Below are 17,851 nucleotides of genomic sequence, written 5' to 3'. Positions count from 1 at the left end.
CTCCAATTACATTGAGCTGTACTTTTCACGCAGCTGCTGGCGAACAAACTCAGCAACGGTGTTAAATACGAAAGTAAAAATAAACAATACAAAGGCAGCTAGGAACAGGATGCGATAGTGAGAGCTGCCAACTTCAGACTCCGGCATTTCCACCGCAATGTTTGCAGCAAGCGTACGCATACCTTGGAAGATACTCCAATCCATAATTGGCGTGTTACCTGTTGCCATTAATACAATCATGGTTTCCCCTACGGCGCGGCCAAGACCCATCATTACCGCAGAGAAGATACCTGGACTTGCTGTCAGTAATACAACACGAACCAAAGTCTGCCACTGCGTGGCACCGAGTGCTAATGAGCCATTAGAAAGGTGCTTAGGTACGCTAAATACCGCGTCTTCTGCAATAGAAAAGATTGTAGGAATAACCGCAAAACCCATCGCGATACCCACGACTAGCGAGTTACGCTGGTCAAATGTTAGACCTAACTCATTGGTTAGATACTGACGCACATTACCGCCAAACAACCAAGACTCAATACCAGCGCTCATGGCAAATGAAATCCAGCCTACGATAAGCACAACAGGGATCAGTAAGATTGAATGCCAACCTTCAGGCACAACGTGTCTCACTTTTGCAGGTAACTTAGTCCAGCCAAATGCCGTTGCTATCATCGCGATTGGCAATAGCACCAATAAAGCAACCACGGCAGGTAGATGCGTTTCAATTAAAGGAGCAAGCCAGAGGCCCGCCAAGAAGCCCAAGATAACCGTTGGTAGTGCTTCCATTATCTCGACCGTTGGTTTCACCACGCGGCGTAATTCACTCGACATGAAATAGGCGGTGTAGATTGCTGACGCTAATGCAATAGGAACAGCAAACAACATGGCATAAAGCGCCGCTTTAATGGTACCAAATGAAATAGGCACTAATGAGAATTTCGACTCAAAGTCATCACTCGCAGAGGTTGATTGCCAAGTGTAAGCAGGCTCAGGATACCCTTCGTACCACACTTCTTGCCACAAAGCAGACCAAGTTACTTCTGGGTGTTCATTGTGTAGTTCTACCACCGTTAACGTATCATCGGCGAGTAACAAAGCCGCATTAGCACGTGGTGCTACCGCAAACTTTTGTACAGCTTTATCTGTGATTTTACCTTGCCATAAGTGCGCTTCACTGGTGGTGTAATATAGACCTAATTGACCATTTTCATTAGTCGTGAAGAAAGTACGACGATAATATTCACTAAATAGTTTGACCTGTTTGCTCTTTGGCGTCTCAAAAGAGCGGATTTTAGCAAACTGGCGTCCATCATCGGTATTGACTTCAAACCACTGTGAAACCTCACCGTTGTCGTTAGCAAGCATTAATGAGTTGGCGCCCGCTAGTAGGTTCATATCGACCAAGTTGGCATTTTCTTCATTTGCAGCAAGCAACTGGAATAACTCAACTTCAGAAGCATAGCGAGAATCAAAGACGTAAACTTGATTTGCTGAGCGAACAAATGTGCGCGACGTGTCTGGAGAAATAAGTAACTCATCAACGCGACCATCAATATCTAGCTCGGTACGCTCAACCACCCATTCAACCTCTCCAGTAAACATGTTTTCTTCTGCAACAAAGGAGGCAAAAATCACACGTTTATCCGCAGTCTGTGCAACAACAGCGGTTTTGTCTTCGAAGTGACTAAAGGCGAATTTACGAATTGCTTGCCCTTGTTCATCAACAATCAGTTGCTTCGCATTAAGTGGATAACTTAAGCGAGGAGTTAAGACACGTTGATTTCCCGGAAAGCTTACCGTGAACATCGGCTTCACCAGTTGTACCTGACCGTTATCCAGACCAAATGCATATTGCCCTAAGAAAGGCGCACTTTCTGCAAATGCTGTAATATTACCGTCAAGTTCAACATCCAATGTATCTAGTAATTTACCGGCGCTTTCACCTTTTATCTGGTAATAATCTACCGAACCTCTGCTGCCGAGTAAGTACGCAATTTCCGTTTGTTCTTCTACCCCTACACCTAAATATGTTTTGTCTTGTGTAAGCTGAATATCCATACGCTTCTCAACCTTTGCCGATTCAAAGATTGGTTGAACAACATATAGTAAGTAGAAGAAGATAAGTAAAAGTGCGACTAATACCATTACTCCACCAGAAGTAATGCCAAATTGTGCAAACCTGTCTTTAAAGAGACGGCTTCTATCCGTTTTAAAGGATGGCTTTTGCGGATTTGAAGTCATCAATATACCCTTTGGTTTAAAAATTGGGGGCATTATATTTCATCAAGATGACAGTTGTGTTACACCCGAGACACAATTGCACTTTCTTCAATCGGTTTTGGCCTTCAAATTCATTATAAAAATAATGGAACTAATCGGCTCAAAAAGTGCTCTGATTGTTAGTCTAGAGTAAATACAAAAATTCCGTTGCATTTCTTTACATTAAGTGTTTTTAGACACTGGACAAAGTAAGTTTTTAGACTAGTCTAAATCATGCGCCGAATTCGTTTTTCGCCCACGGGCGGCACAAAAAAAGAGACATGATATGAAGCAGTTAATATTAACACTTATAGGTAAGGACCGACCGGGTCTCGTTGAGGAAATCTCTTCCACTATTCTTTCTAACCATGGCAACTGGTTAACCAGTAACTTAAGCCATCTTGCCGGACAATTCGCGGGCATCGTACAGGTTGAAGTTGCAGAAGAACATTTGCAAGAAATACAAGATGCATTGCATAAATTGCCTGGTTTAGACGTTAGCGTTGAATCAGGCGAAAGCTTGCAAGTGCAAGAAGAGCCAGACACATTAAATTTAATCATTACAGGCAACGATAGACCGGGAATTGTGCAAGAGCTTGCTACGGTTATTCGTCACAAAGGCGCAAACATCACGCACCTAACCTCAAAACAACGTAGTGCTCCAAACTGGGGACTGCCTATTTTCAGTGCTTTCGCGACCGTGACTTTACCTGCAGGCACGGTCAAGGAAAACGTAATTGAAGCACTCGAGTCAATCACCAGTGATTTGATCGTGGACATAGAAGAAAGCTAAAACCTTCACTATACTCATGATAGTTACGTGACAAACACGACAGGCGCGTTGTGTTTGTCATAATTATGTCACACACCCTGCTTAAGCTGTAAAAATAAGCTGTACCTATGGAAAGAACCATGCAGGCCGTATCTCCAGAGCATAAAACTATCACGTACTTTGCCAAAGAATTAAGCTGGCTCTCTTTTAACGAACGTGTTTTACAAGAAGCCAAGGACCCAACCAACCCGATCATTGAACGGATCCGGTTTCTTGGTATATTTTCCAACAACTTAGACGAGTTTTTCCAAGTTCGAGTTGCAGATGTAAAACGCCGTATCTTATTAAATAACCTTCCTGAAACGAATTTCGACGAAGACGAAGCACTGCTCGCCGACATTCAGAAGAAAGTGTTGGAACTAGGTAAAAAGTTTAATGCTATTTATGACCAGATCCTCATCGACTTAAATGAGCATCACATTCATATTAAGCAACCGGATGCGCTATCGGATTTCCATAAGAATTGGCTAGCCAACTATTTTAAAGACCAAGTACTACCTCACCTATTGCCAATGATGATTAACGAAAGTAAGGACTATTCAGACAATATCAATGACACCATGACCCACCTTTTTGTGGAGCTAAATGGTGAAAAGCAGCATCACGCTTTTTTGGAAGTCCCTACTGATCGCCTGAATCGTTTTGTCCAACTGCCGCCAGAAAAAACTCGTCGGCATAAAACGATTGTGTTGCTCGATGACGTTATTCGATTTTTTATAGCCGATGTGTTTAAGAGCTTCTTCAAATTTGAACGCATTGACGCCTATTCGATGAAACTCACTCGTGACGCCGAATACAACTTAGATGATGAGCTTGAAGAAGGCGTGTTAGATACCATGTCTAAAGGTCTCAAACAGCGCTTATATGCCGAACCAGTGCGCTTGGTATATGAAGAATCTATGCCGGAAGAAATGATCAAGCTGATGAAAAAGCGCTTAGGAGTGACAGGTCAAGATGCCATGATCCCAGGCGGTAGATATCGCAATTTTCGAGATTTTATTTCTTTTCCAAATGTTGGTCGCGGCTATCTAGAAAACAAGCCCCTGCCGCCGCTTAAAAGTGCAGCCTTTTCAAAATATAGCAGCGTCTTTCGCGCAATTTCAGTTCAAGATATCTTACTGTACTACCCCTACCATACCTTCAATCACATGCTGGAATATATCCGCCAAGCGGCATTTGACCCCAGAGTGACGCAAATCAAGGTCAACATTTATCGTGTGGCAAAGCAATCTCGATTGATCGCTTCATTGATCAATGCAGCAAAAAATGGCAAAAAAGTCACCGTGATGGTTGAATTGAAAGCCCGCTTCGATGAGCAAAATAATATTGAGTGGGCAAAACTCATGAGTGAATACGGTATTAAGGTCATGATTGGCATACCAGCGCTTAAGGTCCATAGTAAGCTTTGTGTGGTTCACCGTAGAGAAAAAGGCAAAATCGTCAAATATGCACACATAGGAACGGGTAACTTCCACGAAAAAACGGCTCGGATTTATACTGATTTCAGTCTGTTTACCAAACACCCCGATATTACGGAAGAATGCGATAGCGTGTTTCGCTTTATTGAGAGTAGTTATCTACCGTTTAAATTCGAACACCTGATGATTTCCCCCATCAATGCACGCAGTAGAATTGTAGAGTTGATCGATGAAGAGATAACTCATGCAGAGCAAGGGAGAACAGGAAAAGTAACAATTAAAATCAATAATTTAGTTGACAAGCAGCTCGTTGATAAACTTTACGAAGCATCACGTAAAGGCGTCAAGATCCGCCTCATTGTGCGAGGTATGTGTGCCCTTGTACCAGGCCTTGCACAGTTTAGCGATAATATAAAGATCATTAGTATCGTCGATCGTTTCTTAGAACACCCGCGAGTGATGATTTTCGATAATAACGGCGACCCCAAGGTGTATATTTCGTCAGCAGACTGGATGACCCGTAACCTCGACCACCGAGTTGAAGTAGGCACGCCTATTTATGCCGAGCATTTGAAGAAACTAATTATCGATATTATTGAACTGCAGTTTAAAGATCGCACCAAAGCCAGAATTATTGACGCCGAACAGAAGAATCTGTACGTTCGCCGAGGTAACCGTAAAAAAATTCGCTCTCAGATCGCGATTTATGACCATTTAAAAAAATGGGAGTTACACCAATTAAATGAAGCGAAAGAATAACCGTTGAGGAAGAATATATGCGCGACTACCCTTCTATTGCCGCAGTGGACTTAGGTTCAAATAGTTTTCACCTTGTTGTAGCAAGAGAAGTAGATGGTCGCCTTCAACTCCTCCATAAAGAAAAGCAACGTGTTTACTTGGCCGCGGGCCTTGATGATGATTTCAATTTAAGTGACGACGCGATCGCCCGAGCATTAGATACCCTCTCGCAATTTGCGACGACACTACATGACTTTCCGAAAGAGTCCGTGCAAGTAGTGGCAACCTATACACTGCGAAATTGCAAAAACCTTAATTATTTTCTCGCTAAGGCAAAACAAGTTTTTCCATACCCAATCAATGTGATTTCAGGTCAAGAAGAAGCTCGGCTTATTTACCAAGGTGTCGCCAACCATGAACATGACAGTCATAACCGTTTGGTTATCGACATCGGTGGTGGCAGCACAGAGTTGGTTATTGGTCAGCACCTAACACACAAACTGTTAAGTAGTCGCAATGTAGGCTGCGTGACCATGCAAAAAGCCTACTTTGCTGATGGTAAGCTATCTGCAAAGCGATTTAAAAAAGCAGAAATAAAAGCAGAGCAACAAATTGAGAGTGTTACCGCGAGCTACTTAAGGCTCGGCTGGAATAGCGTTATCGGTACTTCCGGTACTATTAAGGCGATTGCGGCCATGGTTCACGAGCTCACTCAAGCCGATGAAATTACCCTGCCTATTTTGGAGCAAATTAAGCAGTTATTTATTGATGCTGGACACATAGACAACGTCTCCTTAAAAGCACTACCTGAGGAGCGAAAAACCAGTATTGCTGGCGGCCTTGCTGTATTGATAGCACTGTTTAGACAATTAGGACTTGAGCGCATGCGCCTTAGTGAATATGCATTGCGAGAAGGCTTATTGTTTGAAATGCATCAAACCGACGAGTTTGATATTCGTACCCGCACAATTAACACGTTCAGCGATCACTATAATATTGATAAGCAGCACGCCGAAAATATTTGTGAAACCATAAAGCTTTTTAGCACTCAACTAAAGGCGCAATGGCAACTATCCTCTTATGATGTCGAAATGTTATGTTGGGCAGCAAAACTCCACGAAGTTGGGCTTGCCATTAACTCTTCCGGCATGCATAAACACGGTGCATATATTGTCAGGCACAGTCAACTTCCGGGCTTTACTCAAGCCCAGCAATTAAGGCTAAGTGCACTTGTACGCTTTTATCGAAAAAAAATAAAAATGCCAGAGTTAACAGAGTTAACAGAGTTAATCGACGAAGAACTAACCCACTTTAACCGTATTTTGGCAGTGTTTCGTCTCAGCGTTTTAGTGAACCAAAAACGCCAGCAAGACCAACTCCCAGAGCTAAGCATCACAGCCGTTGATAACGCCTTAATACTTCACATTGCAGCTGAGTGGATCGAATCACATTCACTGTTTCAAGCAGATTTAGAGCAAGAACAACACTATTTAAAAACAATAGGTATTCAATTTAACCTGAGCTTTGGATAAGTATTACCAATAGCTAGCATTAGCGCTTAGATGGGCAGCTAGAAAGGCGCTAATTATCCGCAACTCCGATTACTTACCTTTTCATATTGTCAGGTGAGAACTACTGTTCATCACCTGCCACAATAGAGAGGATCTCATCTGCGTAGGCTCGACTAGAAAGCGCCATATCATAGAGATAATTGGTCGGTGTTGCTGGTCGAATAGCTTGTAAAATAAGCTCAGCCTCGCGCCAGTCATTGCGCTCAATTTCGAATGCTAAACGTAGCGCTCCACCAAGCAATCCTTGATAACTCAGTAACGCGCTGGAAAGCGAATCATCGAGAGAAAATTCTGCTGCTATCACAGCAAGATCAACATCAAGGATCACATCTAGGATAGACATGAGACCAAGTAAATAGCCGGTTTCTGCCATTTCTTCGCCCCCTGGCATCAAAAATGTTTCCACAAACTTGGCACGAGTTAACCCCATTCTTGTCAGCTCACTGGGCTTATCTGAACCCAATTCGCTCAACGCGAGTACTTTAACAAACTGCCTAATTGCGTCTTCACCTAAATACACAACGGCCTGAGAAATAGACTTGATTTCTAATCTGTCTTCACCGGCTTTCGCGTTCGCCAGTTTTAGCAATCGTGCGGTTAAACTCAGATCTTTGCTTACTCTAGTTTGTATTTCTTTAAAGCATAAAGACTTTCTGGCTGTTGCTTGTAGCAGCTGAAAGACCACCATTTTCGATGGTTCCACGTTGCCATGGTTGAGCATTTCAGGCTTGGCGAAAAAGAAACCTTGGAAAAAATCAGCTCCAGAGGATTTGATGATCTCGAACTCTTCTTTTGTTTCGATACGCTCAACAATAACCTTAATATCTGGATACTGACGCTTGAGCTTTTTTACCATCATATTGGTTTTTATAATTGGCTGCTCAACCTCAATTTTGACGAACTCCATGAGTGGTAACAGCGGATCCCACTTTGACGTGCCGTCGTAGTCATCTAGCGCAAACCGGTAGCCTTTCTCTGTTAACTTAGTCACTGTATTCACCAGTGAAGGAATATTTTTGGAGCGCTCAACGATTTCCACCACAATCTTTTGTGGCGCTAATAAGCTAGGTAATTCTTGCAGCAAGGATTCGTCGGATAGGTTGATAAAGGCAAGCTGTCCCGCAGCCAAACGGTCTACACCGATAAACATTAGGGAGTTAAAAAACATTCGCCCAGTCGCTTGCCCATCGCTCACCCCTACTGGGAAAGCATTGTTGTCTGAGTCTCTGTAAAGCAACTCATAGGCAAAGACTTCTTGATCTGGCCGCAAAATGGCCTGTCGTGCAATATACTGCACCGCTGATTTACGTACTTCAGTCACCGGACCACTCATTAACATTCGTATCCTTTATTAGGTAAAAGGAAACCACGTATCTCGGAGCGTATAATATGGTAACGCCCCGAGCAATAAAAAAGTTTCGCTATTTTACAACACTTATAACCAAAAGTTACCAACTTATTAAACTAAGTCCTTATAAAGAGTAGGCTTTTAATTCACAGAACGCCAGCGGCTTGCCTGTCTAAGAAAAGTTAAGCTAAGATGAGTGCATGAAGCAAGTTTTGATCGTCTGGTTATTCGCCTTTGCCGGTTTGACTAAGGCAGAACAAGTCCCCTACTTAAAGTACAGTTTAAGTGGCTCGGGAAGCTTTTACCCTTATTTTACTCACAGCGAAGATGCGCCTGGGATCCTACCTGAAATGGTAGAAGCCATTTTGGTTAAGGCAAAGATCAGAGGCGAAAATCTGCTTCTCCCAGCAAAGCGCACTAACTTTTATTTAGAGAAGCAGCAAATTGATTTTGATATCATCAGTCCAGATTGGCTGAACGAGCAGCAAAAGCAAGACGATAGATTTATCTATTCAGACCCCATTCTACCTATTAAAGAGTACGTTGTTACTCGTCAGTCTCAACCGCCAGTACTAACCCTAGCGGGTATTGAAGTTGGGACAGTGAGAGGCTACTACTACCATGATGACCACATATTCGAGCGGGTTGATTTCGCATCCGAAAAGGAACTACTGCAGGCCCTAAACTTACGCCGAATTGAACATATTATCATTGGTGATTTGCCCGCATTATATTGGTCAGAACAACTAGGTATTGCTTTTAGCTTCAACCAACTACATTCAGAAGGAATGTTGCAGCTACGCCTGTTAGCTAAGCATCAAGGATTACTTAAGCGGATAAATCAGGCTATCGCACAACTTAAAGACACTGGTGAAATCGAAAAAATAGAACAGCAGTATATTTCACAACTACCTATACACGCAAAAGGTGGCAGATAACCTCTGCTCTGGACATAGATCAAGTTATACGCATAAATTCTTCCCATAAATTGAGCATCAATTGACGCATTTGGTATAATGGCGCTTTTACAGCTTGGGAAATCATTATGACTATCGCCGCCGCGCTTGCTGAGCGCAGTAACAATCAATGTGAGCTATGTACCTCAACGGATGGTCTCGAAGTATACGAAGTACCACCAGTCGCCGAGGCGCATTCTGACAAATGTGTTTATCTTTGTAGCCAGTGCAAACCACAGGTTGAAGGTCAACAGGATTTAGAAGCCAACCATTGGCACTGTTTAAACGATAGTATGTGGAGCCAAGTTCCTGCCGTTCAGGTTGTTGCCTACCGTATGCTTAAACGCCTCGCGCCAGATAACGGTTGGGCTCAAGATGCATTAGACATGCTGTATCTAGAAGATGAGACTCGAGCATGGGCTGATCAAGCACTTGCAGAGGATGACGACCTTGTCCACTTAGACAGTAACGGGGTGAAGCTGAGTGCTGGTGACACTGTAACCTTGATTAAAGACTTGGATGTTAAAGGTAGTAGCCTAGTTGCAAAACGCGGCACTGCGGTACGTAACATTCGTCTTTCGCCTTCAAACCCAGAGCATATTGAAGGCCGTGTAGAGGGTCAAAACATCGTTATTTTAACGAAGTTTGTTAAGAAATAACTAGCGCTAGCTAACACACCCCAAGATAAACTGCTAAGTATCTTCAATACCTTATCGACTAGGGCCTGTTGATCTTTGCTGTTTGATTTTTGTTCTCCTGAGTGTGTTTTGGTCGCGACGCTCGACTTGCCGCCTAGTAATCTAGGCAAAAGTTGAGCAACAATGAACAAAGCGCACTCAGGTGAACCCAAAGGGCAGCGCTTGATTAGCATTTCTACTGTGTTCTCGCCTGACTCACATAGAATAACTATGCTACGCAGGCTCTGCCTTGTACAAATACCAATCAAACTGCTGCAAAAACAAACTTGAAAGGTAAACAGGCCCTAGATAGCTTAGCAGTTTATTTTTACTATTCTTCTACTAATTGAATGCTGCGATAAAACGCACCATCATCCTCGGCCAATAACGAAACCAGCTCGGGCAGCACTTGATCCATGGTTTTCTTTAAGGTCCAAGGCGGATTGATCACCATCATTCCAGAAGCCGTCATGCCTCGTTCTTGGGTATCTGCGCGGGTGGCAAGTTCAAACACTTGAATATTACGCACTCCAGATTCAATCAGGCTAGACTCCATGGCATCAATGCGTTCACGGTCAACAACGGGATACCAGATCATATACACGCCGGAATCAAACTTTTTGTGCGCTTTTATGATGCTTTTAACCGCAACATCATAGTCGGATTTGATCTCATAAGGAGGATCCATCAGCACGCAGGCTCTACGTGAAGCTGGTGGCACCAATCCTAATAGCCCTTTAAAACCATCACTCCCTGTGACTCGTAGTGACTTTTTATGTGCCGTATTTTGCTGTAACAGCTCTAGATCTTTTGGATGTAATTCAAAAAACCAGCCGTTATCCTGACGACGTAAGAAATGCTCCGCCACCTTAGGAGAGCCGGGATAATGACTTAATTTATCGCCTTCGTTAAAAGACTTGATTAGTGCCACATAATCGCTAATTGCCGACACTGATCCAGAATAATTCCACAGCTTAGCGATGCCTTGCAGATACTCCTGAGTTTTTTGTGCATCACTGCTCGCCAGCTCAAAAAAACCAGCGCCAGAGTGCGTATCCACGTAATCGTACGGCTTATCTTTTTTAGCCATGTATGACAAAGATTCTGCCAATACTAAATGTTTGATCACATCGGCAGGGTTTCCTGCATGAAAAGAATGTCGGTAACTGAGCATAACCCCGCCTTGATAAAAATAATAACAACACAGGTGAAATAAACCTGAGCTAAATTTGAGCAATGATTCATCAATTTTTAACTTTAGACTGAATCACTTCTGAACAAAATATTCCAATATCGGCATTATCTCTTAAAAGTTGAGAAAAATCAGCAGAAAGTCGCGTAAACACTAGCATCCTTAGCCGCTTTGTTTTACATTTGCATGACAAATCACAGTCATATGAGCGCATTAATGAATAACCAAGATCTCCAAAAACTCGACCAGTTGATTGACCAACTTTTGAGCCAAAATAACCAGTTAAAATCGGAAGTTTCGGCACTAAAAGAACAAAATCAAAAACTCATCGATGAAAATGAAACCCTACAGCTTGAAATGCTAGAAAGCGAAGAAAAGCAAAAAGAATTTAGTTCATCTTTATCTGGCCTACTTGATAAGTTGCAAACACAACAGGCTAGCTAATGTCTGAGCAGAATAACCAAGTAACAGTGACGTTACTTGGCAAGTCACATCAATTTGCATGTGCGCCAGATCAAGAAGAAGCGCTGCATAACGCCGTAGCGCTTTTAGACCGACGTGTAGAAGAAATGCGTAAACGCTCAACCGTTCGCAATGATCACAATGCGTTATTACTCGCAGCCCTACACCTTTGTCATGATTTACAAGCATTGGAAGCAAAACAACAGCAAGACGCAGAGTTCGTTTCCACGCTCATCGACAAGTTAGTGCTGCCAGCAGGCGAATAATGCCGACATACTGGAGCAAACCTATCTTACGTAGCATCTCTCTTATTTGGGCTATCATTCTATTGGCGGCAAGTTTTAAAAGCACCGCCGCCAATGCTAATCGGTTCCATAAAGTCAATGACGCGGTTTATTTTATCCAAGGAAAAGATAGCGCTTTACAGCCCAATCAAGCTTTAGTTATCGGCAAACAGTGTGCACTGTTGGCATCCATACATGGCGATCTTGTCACCACAGAGGCCTTGATCCACGAATTAGAAAAGCGCCTCACCGTTCCGCTTTGTTACGTAATCTCTTTGCATGCCGATATCAAACAAGACACCAGCATAGTGCTACTCAAGCATGCTTATCCAAATTTACAATGGCTAAGTCCAACGGCAACATCAGCCAACGCATTGACGAGGGCCTTTCACTCACAGCTTGAGCTTTTTAACCAAAGCGTCATGCTTAGTGAAAATCGTATCGCGTCTCTTGAACCTAGTGAACGGCCGAAATGGCAAGCCAAACTTGCACTGGCAAAAAGTAGAATTGCAACGTGGTCCAAGCTCGCCACACAAGCGCCATCGAGTAAAGCCATTGGTAACGCGCCTAAAACCGTAGAGCTAGGAGGTGTAGTGGTTGAGCTTGCTCAAGTCACGGGCTTTAGCGGTCATGACATCTGTGTTTATCTGCCAAAATATCAAGGCTTGATAGCAGGTTATAGCGTGGATCAGATCCCACTTGCGCATTTACCGCATACTACACTGTGGCAACAAGCGATTACTCACTTTAATCGCTATGCACTCGATTGGATATTACCAGCAACAGGAAAACCCTATCGTCCTGAAATGTTGACCACTCCAGCACAATTTTTGGCTTTATTAGAGTTACAAGATACTCAGCAAGTGGTTGATAAAATAAGTATTTTATATCCAGATAAACACATGCAGCAACGCGCGTTATTGCAGTGGCAGCACTTTCAGCAGCAAAGAAATTTTGAATAAAACTTAACCTCTCGGTATAGTTAAAGGATGAACAGAGTATTAATACAGCTGAGCGGGTTAATAATATTAACCATGCTTTCTGGATGTAAAAGCAGTAGCAGTCCACAGGTGAGCAGGCAAGCCATTTTGTCGGCTCTCACTCAAGTGCCCGAAGAAAAGCCAGTCACGTCTCCCGCTATCATTGAGGTAGAACCACCCAAAATCACTACCGTTAAAGCCCCCCTCAGAGACGATGATTTATGGCAACACATACGCCAAAAGCTCAGTTTTAATACTGCATCTCATCCAAGGCTTGATAAGCGCATAAAATGGTATTTATCACAGCCTAATTATCTCAACGTGGTAAATAAGCGCGCCGCTCCCTATTTTTATCACGTAGTAAAAAAGGTAGAGCGCAAAGGTCTTCCTATTGAAATCGCATTACTTCCTTTTGTTGAAAGTGACTTTAGACCAAAGGCCAAATCGCAACAAAATGCTGTTGGAGTTTGGCAACTAGTGGATGCCACTGCCTACCATTTCGGCATCAAGAAAGACGAATGGTATGACGGTCGACAGGATGTGTTAGCATCGACTGACGCCGCGCTTGATTATTTGCTGTACTTGCATGAACGCTTTGATGGCGACTGGCTACACGCGCTTGCAGCCTACAATAGTGGTGAAGGGCGCGTCAAAAAAGCCATCGCAAAAAATAAAAAAACAGGAAAGTCGACCCACTTTTGGCATTTAACATTACCAAAAGAAACTGCAGACTACGTGCCCAAACTCTTAGCGCTCAGCCACTTACTAAAAACCTCACCCAAGGGTTTTAAGATACCAAGTTTGCCCAATAAAGCCACTACGTCGATACTTGATATTGGACAGCAATTTGACGTCAATCAACTGGCTAAACTCAGTGGCATCAAAAAGCGTCAACTATACGCACTCAATCAAGGGATCTTAAAACATAGAAGCTCTCCAAACGGTCCGCACAAAGTGTTATTACCGTTATCCGAGCAAGCATTATTGAAAAGTGCATTTTTCAGGGAAAACTTCAGCCAAGGCTACACAGTCAAAGCCAACGACACACTCTACCGCATCGCATTAAATGCGGGGATGAGTGTTAGTGCACTGAAAGCGCTAAACAATAAGCGCTCTGATTTGATCCGAGTTGGCGAAAAGCTATTAGTTTCCGAGAGTAATGAGCAGTTAGATTTACTCGTCGACTATGACGTAAGCCCTTATATTAAAGAAATAAAAGCCAAACCCATACCTCAAGTGGAACATCACCACACCATAAAACAAGGTGAGTCATTGTGGACAATCAGCCGTCACTACAAGGTCGCGGTAAAAGATTTATTAAATTGGAATTCACTCACGGCACAGAGTCTATTAAAACCGGGCAAAGTGTTAATGGTATTTTTACCAGCTCCTGCTGCGCCAAAAAGCAATAAGACTCAACCAGCTAGCTCCTCAATCTCTAGCATTGAAGCGCTCCAATCAATACTGCGCCATGGCAAACCAAAGCAAGGTGAGAGCCCAAATTAAAGGGATAGACTTGCGTCCGAGAAGCGCACTCACGTAAACTACACGCTTTACAGGTGGATGCTAAATGGCGTCACCGAATACTATTTATTTAAGGTTTACTTATGCAAATTGCAAAGAACACAGTGGTAGAGTTTCACTACACACTTCACGAAGGTGACAGCCAAATCGAATCAAGCAAAGAAGGCGAGCCACTAAACTACCTGCACGGTACTGAAGGCATGCTACCAGGTCTTGAAAGTGAACTTGAAGGTAAAACCGGTGGCGATAGCTTTACGGTAACCTTAACGCCTGAGCAAGCTTATGGCGAATATCAAGAAGGTCTAGTACAGCGCATTCCTATTAAGCACCTTCAAGGTCTTGGTGACAGCAAAGTTTGGAAGCCAGGCATGACTGCTATTGTCGATTCAAACCAAGGTCGTCATCAGGTTAAGGTAGTAAAAGTAGGACGCTTTAATGCGGACTGCGACTTAAACCACCCATTTGCAGGCAAAACACTAACGTTTGATGTTGAGATCCTTTCTGTACGCGAAGCAACTGCAGAAGAAATTTCACATGGTCACGTACACGCTGCTGGCGGCTGCGGACACTAATTATGAACCAAGTTGCCATCGTTACCGGTGGCAGCTTTGGCATTGGCGCCGCCATTGTCAACAAGCTGCTATCGCAACAATACACCGTTTATAACCTCGATATTCAGCCCAGTGAACAAGGGATTTTTCGCCATTGTGACGTCAGTAAAGTCGCCGATGTAAAAGCAACAATTGCAGATATAGTCGCAGAAACAGGGAAAATAGATGCGCTCGTTTCAAACGCGGGGAAGCATCTGAGTGCAACAATAGAAGATACCGACGAAGCCACATTTGATGCCCTTTTTGCATTGAATGTGAAAGGCGCTTACGCTGCCATTCAAGCCGTATTACCAAGCATGAAATCACAACGTAGCGGTAGCATCGTATTGATGTCTTCGGATCAGGCTATTATTGGTAAACCTAACTCCTTCGCTTATAACCTGTCTAAATGTGCGCTTGCTTCGATGGCGAAAACCACAGCATTGGATTACGCCAAATTTAACATTCGCGCGAATGCAGTGTGCCCTGGCACAATTGAAACTCCATTATTCCATCATGCCATTGATAGTTACTGCGCACGTAGCGGCGCTGATAAAGCGGAAATCGTTGCAGAAGAAGCCCAGTTACAGCCGTTGGGTAGATTAGGGCAGCCGCAAGAGGTTGCAGCGCTGGTCGCTTTCTTGCTAAGTGAAGATGCGAGTTTTATTACAGGTAGCCTACAAAGCATTGATGGCGGTTATACCGCACAGTAAAAAAGGAATGCGTGATGAGTCTGAGAGTTATTGATAGCCACCTACACTTTTTCGATTTAGCGTTAGGACAATATTCTTGGCTCAAGCACAACCCGCCCGCTTGGCCTAATCTGGAAAAAATAAGACAGAACCATACCCTTACAAGTCTTCCCCAACATTTACAGTTTACACTCGAAGCCTTAGTGCATGTGGAAGCCGGTTTTGATAATCAAAATCCCATCAACGAATTACATTGGTTAAATCAGGAACTAGGCAGCTTTCCTTTTAAAGCCGTCGGTTACGCCCCCATCAACGCGACTCCTGAGCAATTTAGCGCAGCCATAGCGCATTTAGCACATCCTCACCTAGTGGCGATAAGAGACATCACCGAAGGCAGTGACAGCCAACGTTTATCCGCGCCTTTCGTGCTCGAAAATCTCACCTGTCTTGCCGAGCATGGACTACATTTTGAGGCGCAATTAGAATTTAAGCAAAGCGAAAAAGTCGACCTTTTATTACAACTTGCAGAACAAAAAGCTGACCTTAAAATCGTATTTAACCATGCAGGGTTTATTGATGCTACCAGCCCTTGTACAGATATATTAAGGCGCATTGGAGCACTTAATAATGTCATGGTTAAGTGCTCTGGCCACGAAATGTTAGCAAATCCACTAACACTCTCTAAGTGGCTTACTCACTTAATCACACATGCGGGAGAAGAGAGCCTAATGCTAGGTTCGAATTATCCGGTTTCTCTTATGCAAAAAAGCTATTGGCAAATATGGCAGGACTATCTTGACGTAATAGGCATATCGTCAACTTGGCATAAACTCAGCCGAGACAATGCTAAAAGTTGCTATGGATTATGAGCGGATCTGGACGAGATCGTAAGCAACTAGCTCAGGTACTATGCGCTGTAGTTTTTCTTCCGTTTGATCTAAGGTGTTTAAGCACTCGCAATATTCTGCCGCTTTTTCTTCTAATTGATGGGCCTTTTTCTGCAGCGATTTATCTATCTCTTTCGAAATAATCTCCATGCGTTGTCCCATATCGTTAATGCGATCTTCGATATTCCCTTCGCGAGATTTAAACGCATCCCCCAAAGAGACTAAAATAGAGCCCAACGAACCATGAACAGCAGAGTGAATTTTTTGGCTGATCTCTTTAGTAAAGAAATCATCAATTTTAGAAAGTGACTGTGGTGCGATAAAAAAGAAATCATCTCCACGCTTAAACTTATCCATCAGCGCACGTTCAACGTATTGCAACTGCGTTTTGAGCACTTCAGGTTCTTTGTCGGACATCCCCTCAACTACTTGCTCAATCGCACTCAATCCGAGGTTGACGCCATCGGTCGCCAGATTAACCAGCTCAGGAACTGTATCCCGTATTCCTAGAGAGTACTCGCGCACAACTTTCTCCCCTTCCTGATCTAACTCAATCCAGCGGCCTAGAATAAAAAGCTGACTATCATTGTTGATTTGAATTCGGGTCTGACCATCATCAACGATACGAATTTCGTTGTCAGTGATGATAAGACCATGCCCAAGTTCAACATCGCACTTATTGTTAGCATGAGCAGAAGACGTCAATACGGCACAAGATAAGGCTATCGCGCTGAGTAATCGATTCATATGGCCTCCTGTGTGCAGAATGTAAGACGGGAAAGGGGTGCTTCAGGAGAGTACCAAAAGATCAAACAATCCCAAAGCCATTTTAGACGGATGAAAGTAACAAGCTATGTCTGACTGACAATATTAGAAATCCATACCAGTTAGTGTCAAAGGCAGTAGCAGTAGCAATAACACTAATAAGGGCTATTGATAGTATCTCACTAACCTGACAAAGGCATCCGCTGTTTTAATAGTTGGATTATTTTTACCATCAGCAAACTGATACACCCAAGCAAACTGAGGCTGGCTAGTTTGGGTCGTTGCCGACCAATAATTATTACTTTTGGTCGTTGGAAATACCGTTATGTTTATTGCTGGAGTCACACACTCGTGATACACAATACTGGCTAGTTCTTTAACGTTGGGCACTTGCCAATCTGTAAACCCTGCAAATTGGTCTTCGTTGGCAACCATCAATGCCTGTTGCCAAGTAAGTTGCTGAGCATTGTCTTCACAGCTTTGAGAAGTCGCATTATAACTTTGCCCAAAGTTGCAGCGCTGCCACATTAATCCCGTTTGGCTATCCAGCACAGTACCGTTGCTGTTTATCGTATAGCGGCTGGTATTGGAGCCGGTACCAACGCAAGTTTGCGCTTGGCAAACAGCCGTGAATGACAAAGTAAATAGTATAGTTGCAATAATTTTCATACCACGC

The 17,851-nt window shown here is 43.3% G+C and carries 18 protein-coding genes; 12 read left to right on the top strand and 6 right to left on the bottom strand.

The features are described 5' to 3' along the window. Positions 1 to 6: 6 nt before the first annotated feature. Entirely contained in the window at positions 7 to 2,241 is a 2,235-nt protein-coding gene (locus NO992_RS12170) for an ABC transporter permease subunit (protein WP_174170599.1), read from the bottom strand. Between the two features lie 304 nt (positions 2,242 to 2,545). Between NO992_RS12170 and NO992_RS12165 the strand changes: the two genes are divergently transcribed. The 3 genes from NO992_RS12165 (at position 2,546) to NO992_RS12155 (ending at position 6,779) form a co-directional block, all read left to right on the top strand. Next, positions 2,546 to 3,052 (top strand): glycine cleavage system protein R, encoded by a 507-nt coding sequence (locus NO992_RS12165; RefSeq protein WP_371377483.1) that lies wholly within the window; start codon positions 2,546 to 2,548, stop codon positions 3,050 to 3,052. A 119-nt stretch (positions 3,053 to 3,171) separates the two neighbouring features. Beyond that, positions 3,172 to 5,268 carry a polyphosphate kinase 1 gene (gene ppk1 / locus NO992_RS12160; protein ID WP_235368009.1) on the top strand — a complete coding sequence of 699 codons (2,097 nt, stop codon included), beginning with the start codon at positions 3,172 to 3,174 and terminating at the stop codon, positions 5,266 to 5,268. 17 nt (positions 5,269 to 5,285) lie between these two features. Then, a complete protein-coding gene (locus tag NO992_RS12155) occupies positions 5,286 to 6,779 on the top strand; it encodes an exopolyphosphatase (RefSeq protein ID WP_371377480.1) in 1,494 nt (497 codons plus the stop codon). 100 nt (positions 6,780 to 6,879) lie between these two features. On the opposite strand, the gene NO992_RS12150 is transcribed toward NO992_RS12155, so the two are convergent. Next, positions 6,880 to 8,157 (bottom strand): EAL and HDOD domain-containing protein, encoded by a 1,278-nt coding sequence (locus tag NO992_RS12150; protein WP_371377477.1) that lies wholly within the window; start codon positions 8,155 to 8,157, stop codon positions 6,880 to 6,882. Between the two features lie 209 nt (positions 8,158 to 8,366). On the opposite strand from NO992_RS12150, the gene NO992_RS12145 reads away from it, so the two are divergent. Both NO992_RS12145 and NO992_RS12140 read left to right on the top strand, forming a co-directional pair. Then, positions 8,367 to 9,104 (top strand): ABC transporter substrate-binding protein, encoded by a 738-nt coding sequence (locus NO992_RS12145; protein WP_253106015.1) that lies wholly within the window; start codon positions 8,367 to 8,369, stop codon positions 9,102 to 9,104. Positions 9,105 to 9,211: 107 nt separating this feature from the next. Next, positions 9,212 to 9,781, top strand: coding sequence for an alkylphosphonate utilization protein (locus NO992_RS12140; RefSeq protein WP_010374208.1), 570 nt, complete (start codon positions 9,212 to 9,214; stop codon positions 9,779 to 9,781). Here NO992_RS12140 and NO992_RS12135 read toward each other — a convergent pair. Next, a complete protein-coding gene (locus tag NO992_RS12135) occupies positions 9,742 to 9,993 on the bottom strand; it encodes a hypothetical protein (RefSeq protein WP_081629150.1) in 252 nt (83 codons plus the stop codon). The genes NO992_RS12140 and NO992_RS12135 overlap by 40 nt on opposite strands. A 137-nt stretch (positions 9,994 to 10,130) precedes the next feature. Next, positions 10,131 to 10,973: a 23S rRNA (adenine(2030)-N(6))-methyltransferase RlmJ gene (locus tag NO992_RS12130; RefSeq protein ID WP_010374209.1), complete on the bottom strand. Its 843-nt coding sequence runs from the start codon at positions 10,971 to 10,973 to the stop codon at positions 10,131 to 10,133. 234 nt (positions 10,974 to 11,207) lie between these two features. Here NO992_RS12130 and NO992_RS12125 point away from each other — a divergent pair, with 234 nt between their 5' ends. The 7 genes from NO992_RS12125 (at position 11,208) to NO992_RS12095 (ending at position 16,392) form a co-directional block, all read left to right on the top strand. Continuing rightward, entirely contained in the window at positions 11,208 to 11,435 is a 228-nt protein-coding gene (locus NO992_RS12125; RefSeq protein WP_010374211.1) for a hypothetical protein, read from the top strand. Continuing rightward, positions 11,435 to 11,719: a cell division protein ZapA gene (locus tag NO992_RS12120; protein WP_010607148.1), complete on the top strand. Its 285-nt coding sequence runs from the start codon at positions 11,435 to 11,437 to the stop codon at positions 11,717 to 11,719. The genes NO992_RS12125 and NO992_RS12120 overlap by 1 nt, the downstream gene beginning before the upstream one ends. After that, the gene (locus tag NO992_RS12115) at positions 11,719 to 12,699 is read left to right on the top strand and encodes a hypothetical protein (protein WP_371377471.1); all 981 of its coding nucleotides are present in this window, start codon (positions 11,719 to 11,721) and stop codon (positions 12,697 to 12,699) included. The genes NO992_RS12120 and NO992_RS12115 overlap by 1 nt, the downstream gene beginning before the upstream one ends. Positions 12,700 to 12,807: 108 nt before the next feature. After that, on the top strand, positions 12,808 to 14,223 hold the full coding sequence (locus NO992_RS12110; RefSeq protein ID WP_371377468.1) for a LysM peptidoglycan-binding domain-containing protein: 1,416 nt from the start codon (positions 12,808 to 12,810) through the stop codon (positions 14,221 to 14,223). Positions 14,224 to 14,324: 101 nt separating this feature from the next. After that, complete coding sequence (locus tag NO992_RS12105) at positions 14,325 to 14,813, top strand: peptidylprolyl isomerase (RefSeq protein WP_010607145.1); 489 nt, start codon at positions 14,325 to 14,327, stop codon at positions 14,811 to 14,813. A 2-nt stretch (positions 14,814 to 14,815) separates the two neighbouring features. Beyond that, the gene (locus NO992_RS12100) at positions 14,816 to 15,544 is read left to right on the top strand and encodes an SDR family NAD(P)-dependent oxidoreductase (protein ID WP_371377465.1); all 729 of its coding nucleotides are present in this window, start codon (positions 14,816 to 14,818) and stop codon (positions 15,542 to 15,544) included. 14 nt (positions 15,545 to 15,558) lie between these two features. After that, positions 15,559 to 16,392, top strand: a complete 834-nt coding sequence (locus NO992_RS12095; RefSeq protein ID WP_371377462.1) for an amidohydrolase — start codon at positions 15,559 to 15,561, stop codon at positions 16,390 to 16,392. Here NO992_RS12095 and NO992_RS12090 read toward each other — a convergent pair. Then, positions 16,387 to 17,157 (bottom strand): YggN family protein, encoded by a 771-nt coding sequence (locus tag NO992_RS12090; RefSeq protein ID WP_045990556.1) that lies wholly within the window; start codon positions 17,155 to 17,157, stop codon positions 16,387 to 16,389. The two genes, NO992_RS12095 and NO992_RS12090, sit on opposite strands and share 6 nt — an antisense overlap. Positions 17,158 to 17,340: 183 nt before the next feature. Further along, entirely contained in the window at positions 17,341 to 17,844 is a 504-nt protein-coding gene (locus NO992_RS12085; protein ID WP_371377460.1) for a DUF1566 domain-containing protein, read from the bottom strand. Between the last annotated feature and the right edge of the window lie 7 nt (positions 17,845 to 17,851).

The sequence above is a fragment of the Pseudoalteromonas sp. DY56-GL79 genome, assembly GCF_041414765.1.
Classification (GTDB): Bacteria; Pseudomonadota; Gammaproteobacteria; order Enterobacterales; family Alteromonadaceae; genus Pseudoalteromonas; species Pseudoalteromonas piscicida.
This window is presented reverse-complemented; position numbering and strand designations above follow the sequence as displayed.

What these genes read in the sequence shown, in the direction of transcription:
- NO992_RS12120 (WP_010607148.1), top strand. Translation starts at nt 11,435, where the DNA reads ATGTCTGAGCAGAATAACCAAGTAACAGTGACGTTACTTGGCAAGTCA.
- NO992_RS12125 (WP_010374211.1), top strand. Translation starts at nt 11,208, where the DNA reads ATGAATAACCAAGATCTCCAAAAACTCGACCAGTTGATTGACCAACTT.
- NO992_RS12130 (WP_010374209.1), bottom strand. Translation starts at nt 10,973, where the DNA reads ATGCTCAGTTACCGACATTCTTTTCATGCAGGAAACCCTGCCGATGTG.
- NO992_RS12145 (WP_253106015.1), top strand. Translation starts at nt 8,367, where the DNA reads ATGAAGCAAGTTTTGATCGTCTGGTTATTCGCCTTTGCCGGTTTGACT.
- NO992_RS12155 (WP_371377480.1), top strand. Translation starts at nt 5,286, where the DNA reads ATGCGCGACTACCCTTCTATTGCCGCAGTGGACTTAGGTTCAAATAGT.
- NO992_RS12140 (WP_010374208.1), top strand. Translation starts at nt 9,212, where the DNA reads ATGACTATCGCCGCCGCGCTTGCTGAGCGCAGTAACAATCAATGTGAG.
- NO992_RS12150 (WP_371377477.1), bottom strand. Translation starts at nt 8,157, where the DNA reads ATGTTAATGAGTGGTCCGGTGACTGAAGTACGTAAATCAGCGGTGCAG.
- ppk1 (WP_235368009.1), top strand. Translation starts at nt 3,172, where the DNA reads ATGCAGGCCGTATCTCCAGAGCATAAAACTATCACGTACTTTGCCAAA.
- NO992_RS12085 (WP_371377460.1), bottom strand. Translation starts at nt 17,844, where the DNA reads ATGAAAATTATTGCAACTATACTATTTACTTTGTCATTCACGGCTGTT.
- NO992_RS12165 (WP_371377483.1), top strand. Translation starts at nt 2,546, where the DNA reads ATGAAGCAGTTAATATTAACACTTATAGGTAAGGACCGACCGGGTCTC.
- NO992_RS12105 (WP_010607145.1), top strand. Translation starts at nt 14,325, where the DNA reads ATGCAAATTGCAAAGAACACAGTGGTAGAGTTTCACTACACACTTCAC.
- NO992_RS12135 (WP_081629150.1), bottom strand. Translation starts at nt 9,993, where the DNA reads ATGCTAATCAAGCGCTGCCCTTTGGGTTCACCTGAGTGCGCTTTGTTC.
- NO992_RS12115 (WP_371377471.1), top strand. Translation starts at nt 11,719, where the DNA reads ATGCCGACATACTGGAGCAAACCTATCTTACGTAGCATCTCTCTTATT.
- NO992_RS12095 (WP_371377462.1), top strand. Translation starts at nt 15,559, where the DNA reads ATGAGTCTGAGAGTTATTGATAGCCACCTACACTTTTTCGATTTAGCG.
- NO992_RS12090 (WP_045990556.1), bottom strand. Translation starts at nt 17,157, where the DNA reads ATGAATCGATTACTCAGCGCGATAGCCTTATCTTGTGCCGTATTGACG.
- NO992_RS12170 (WP_174170599.1), bottom strand. Translation starts at nt 2,241, where the DNA reads ATGACTTCAAATCCGCAAAAGCCATCCTTTAAAACGGATAGAAGCCGT.
- NO992_RS12100 (WP_371377465.1), top strand. Translation starts at nt 14,816, where the DNA reads ATGAACCAAGTTGCCATCGTTACCGGTGGCAGCTTTGGCATTGGCGCC.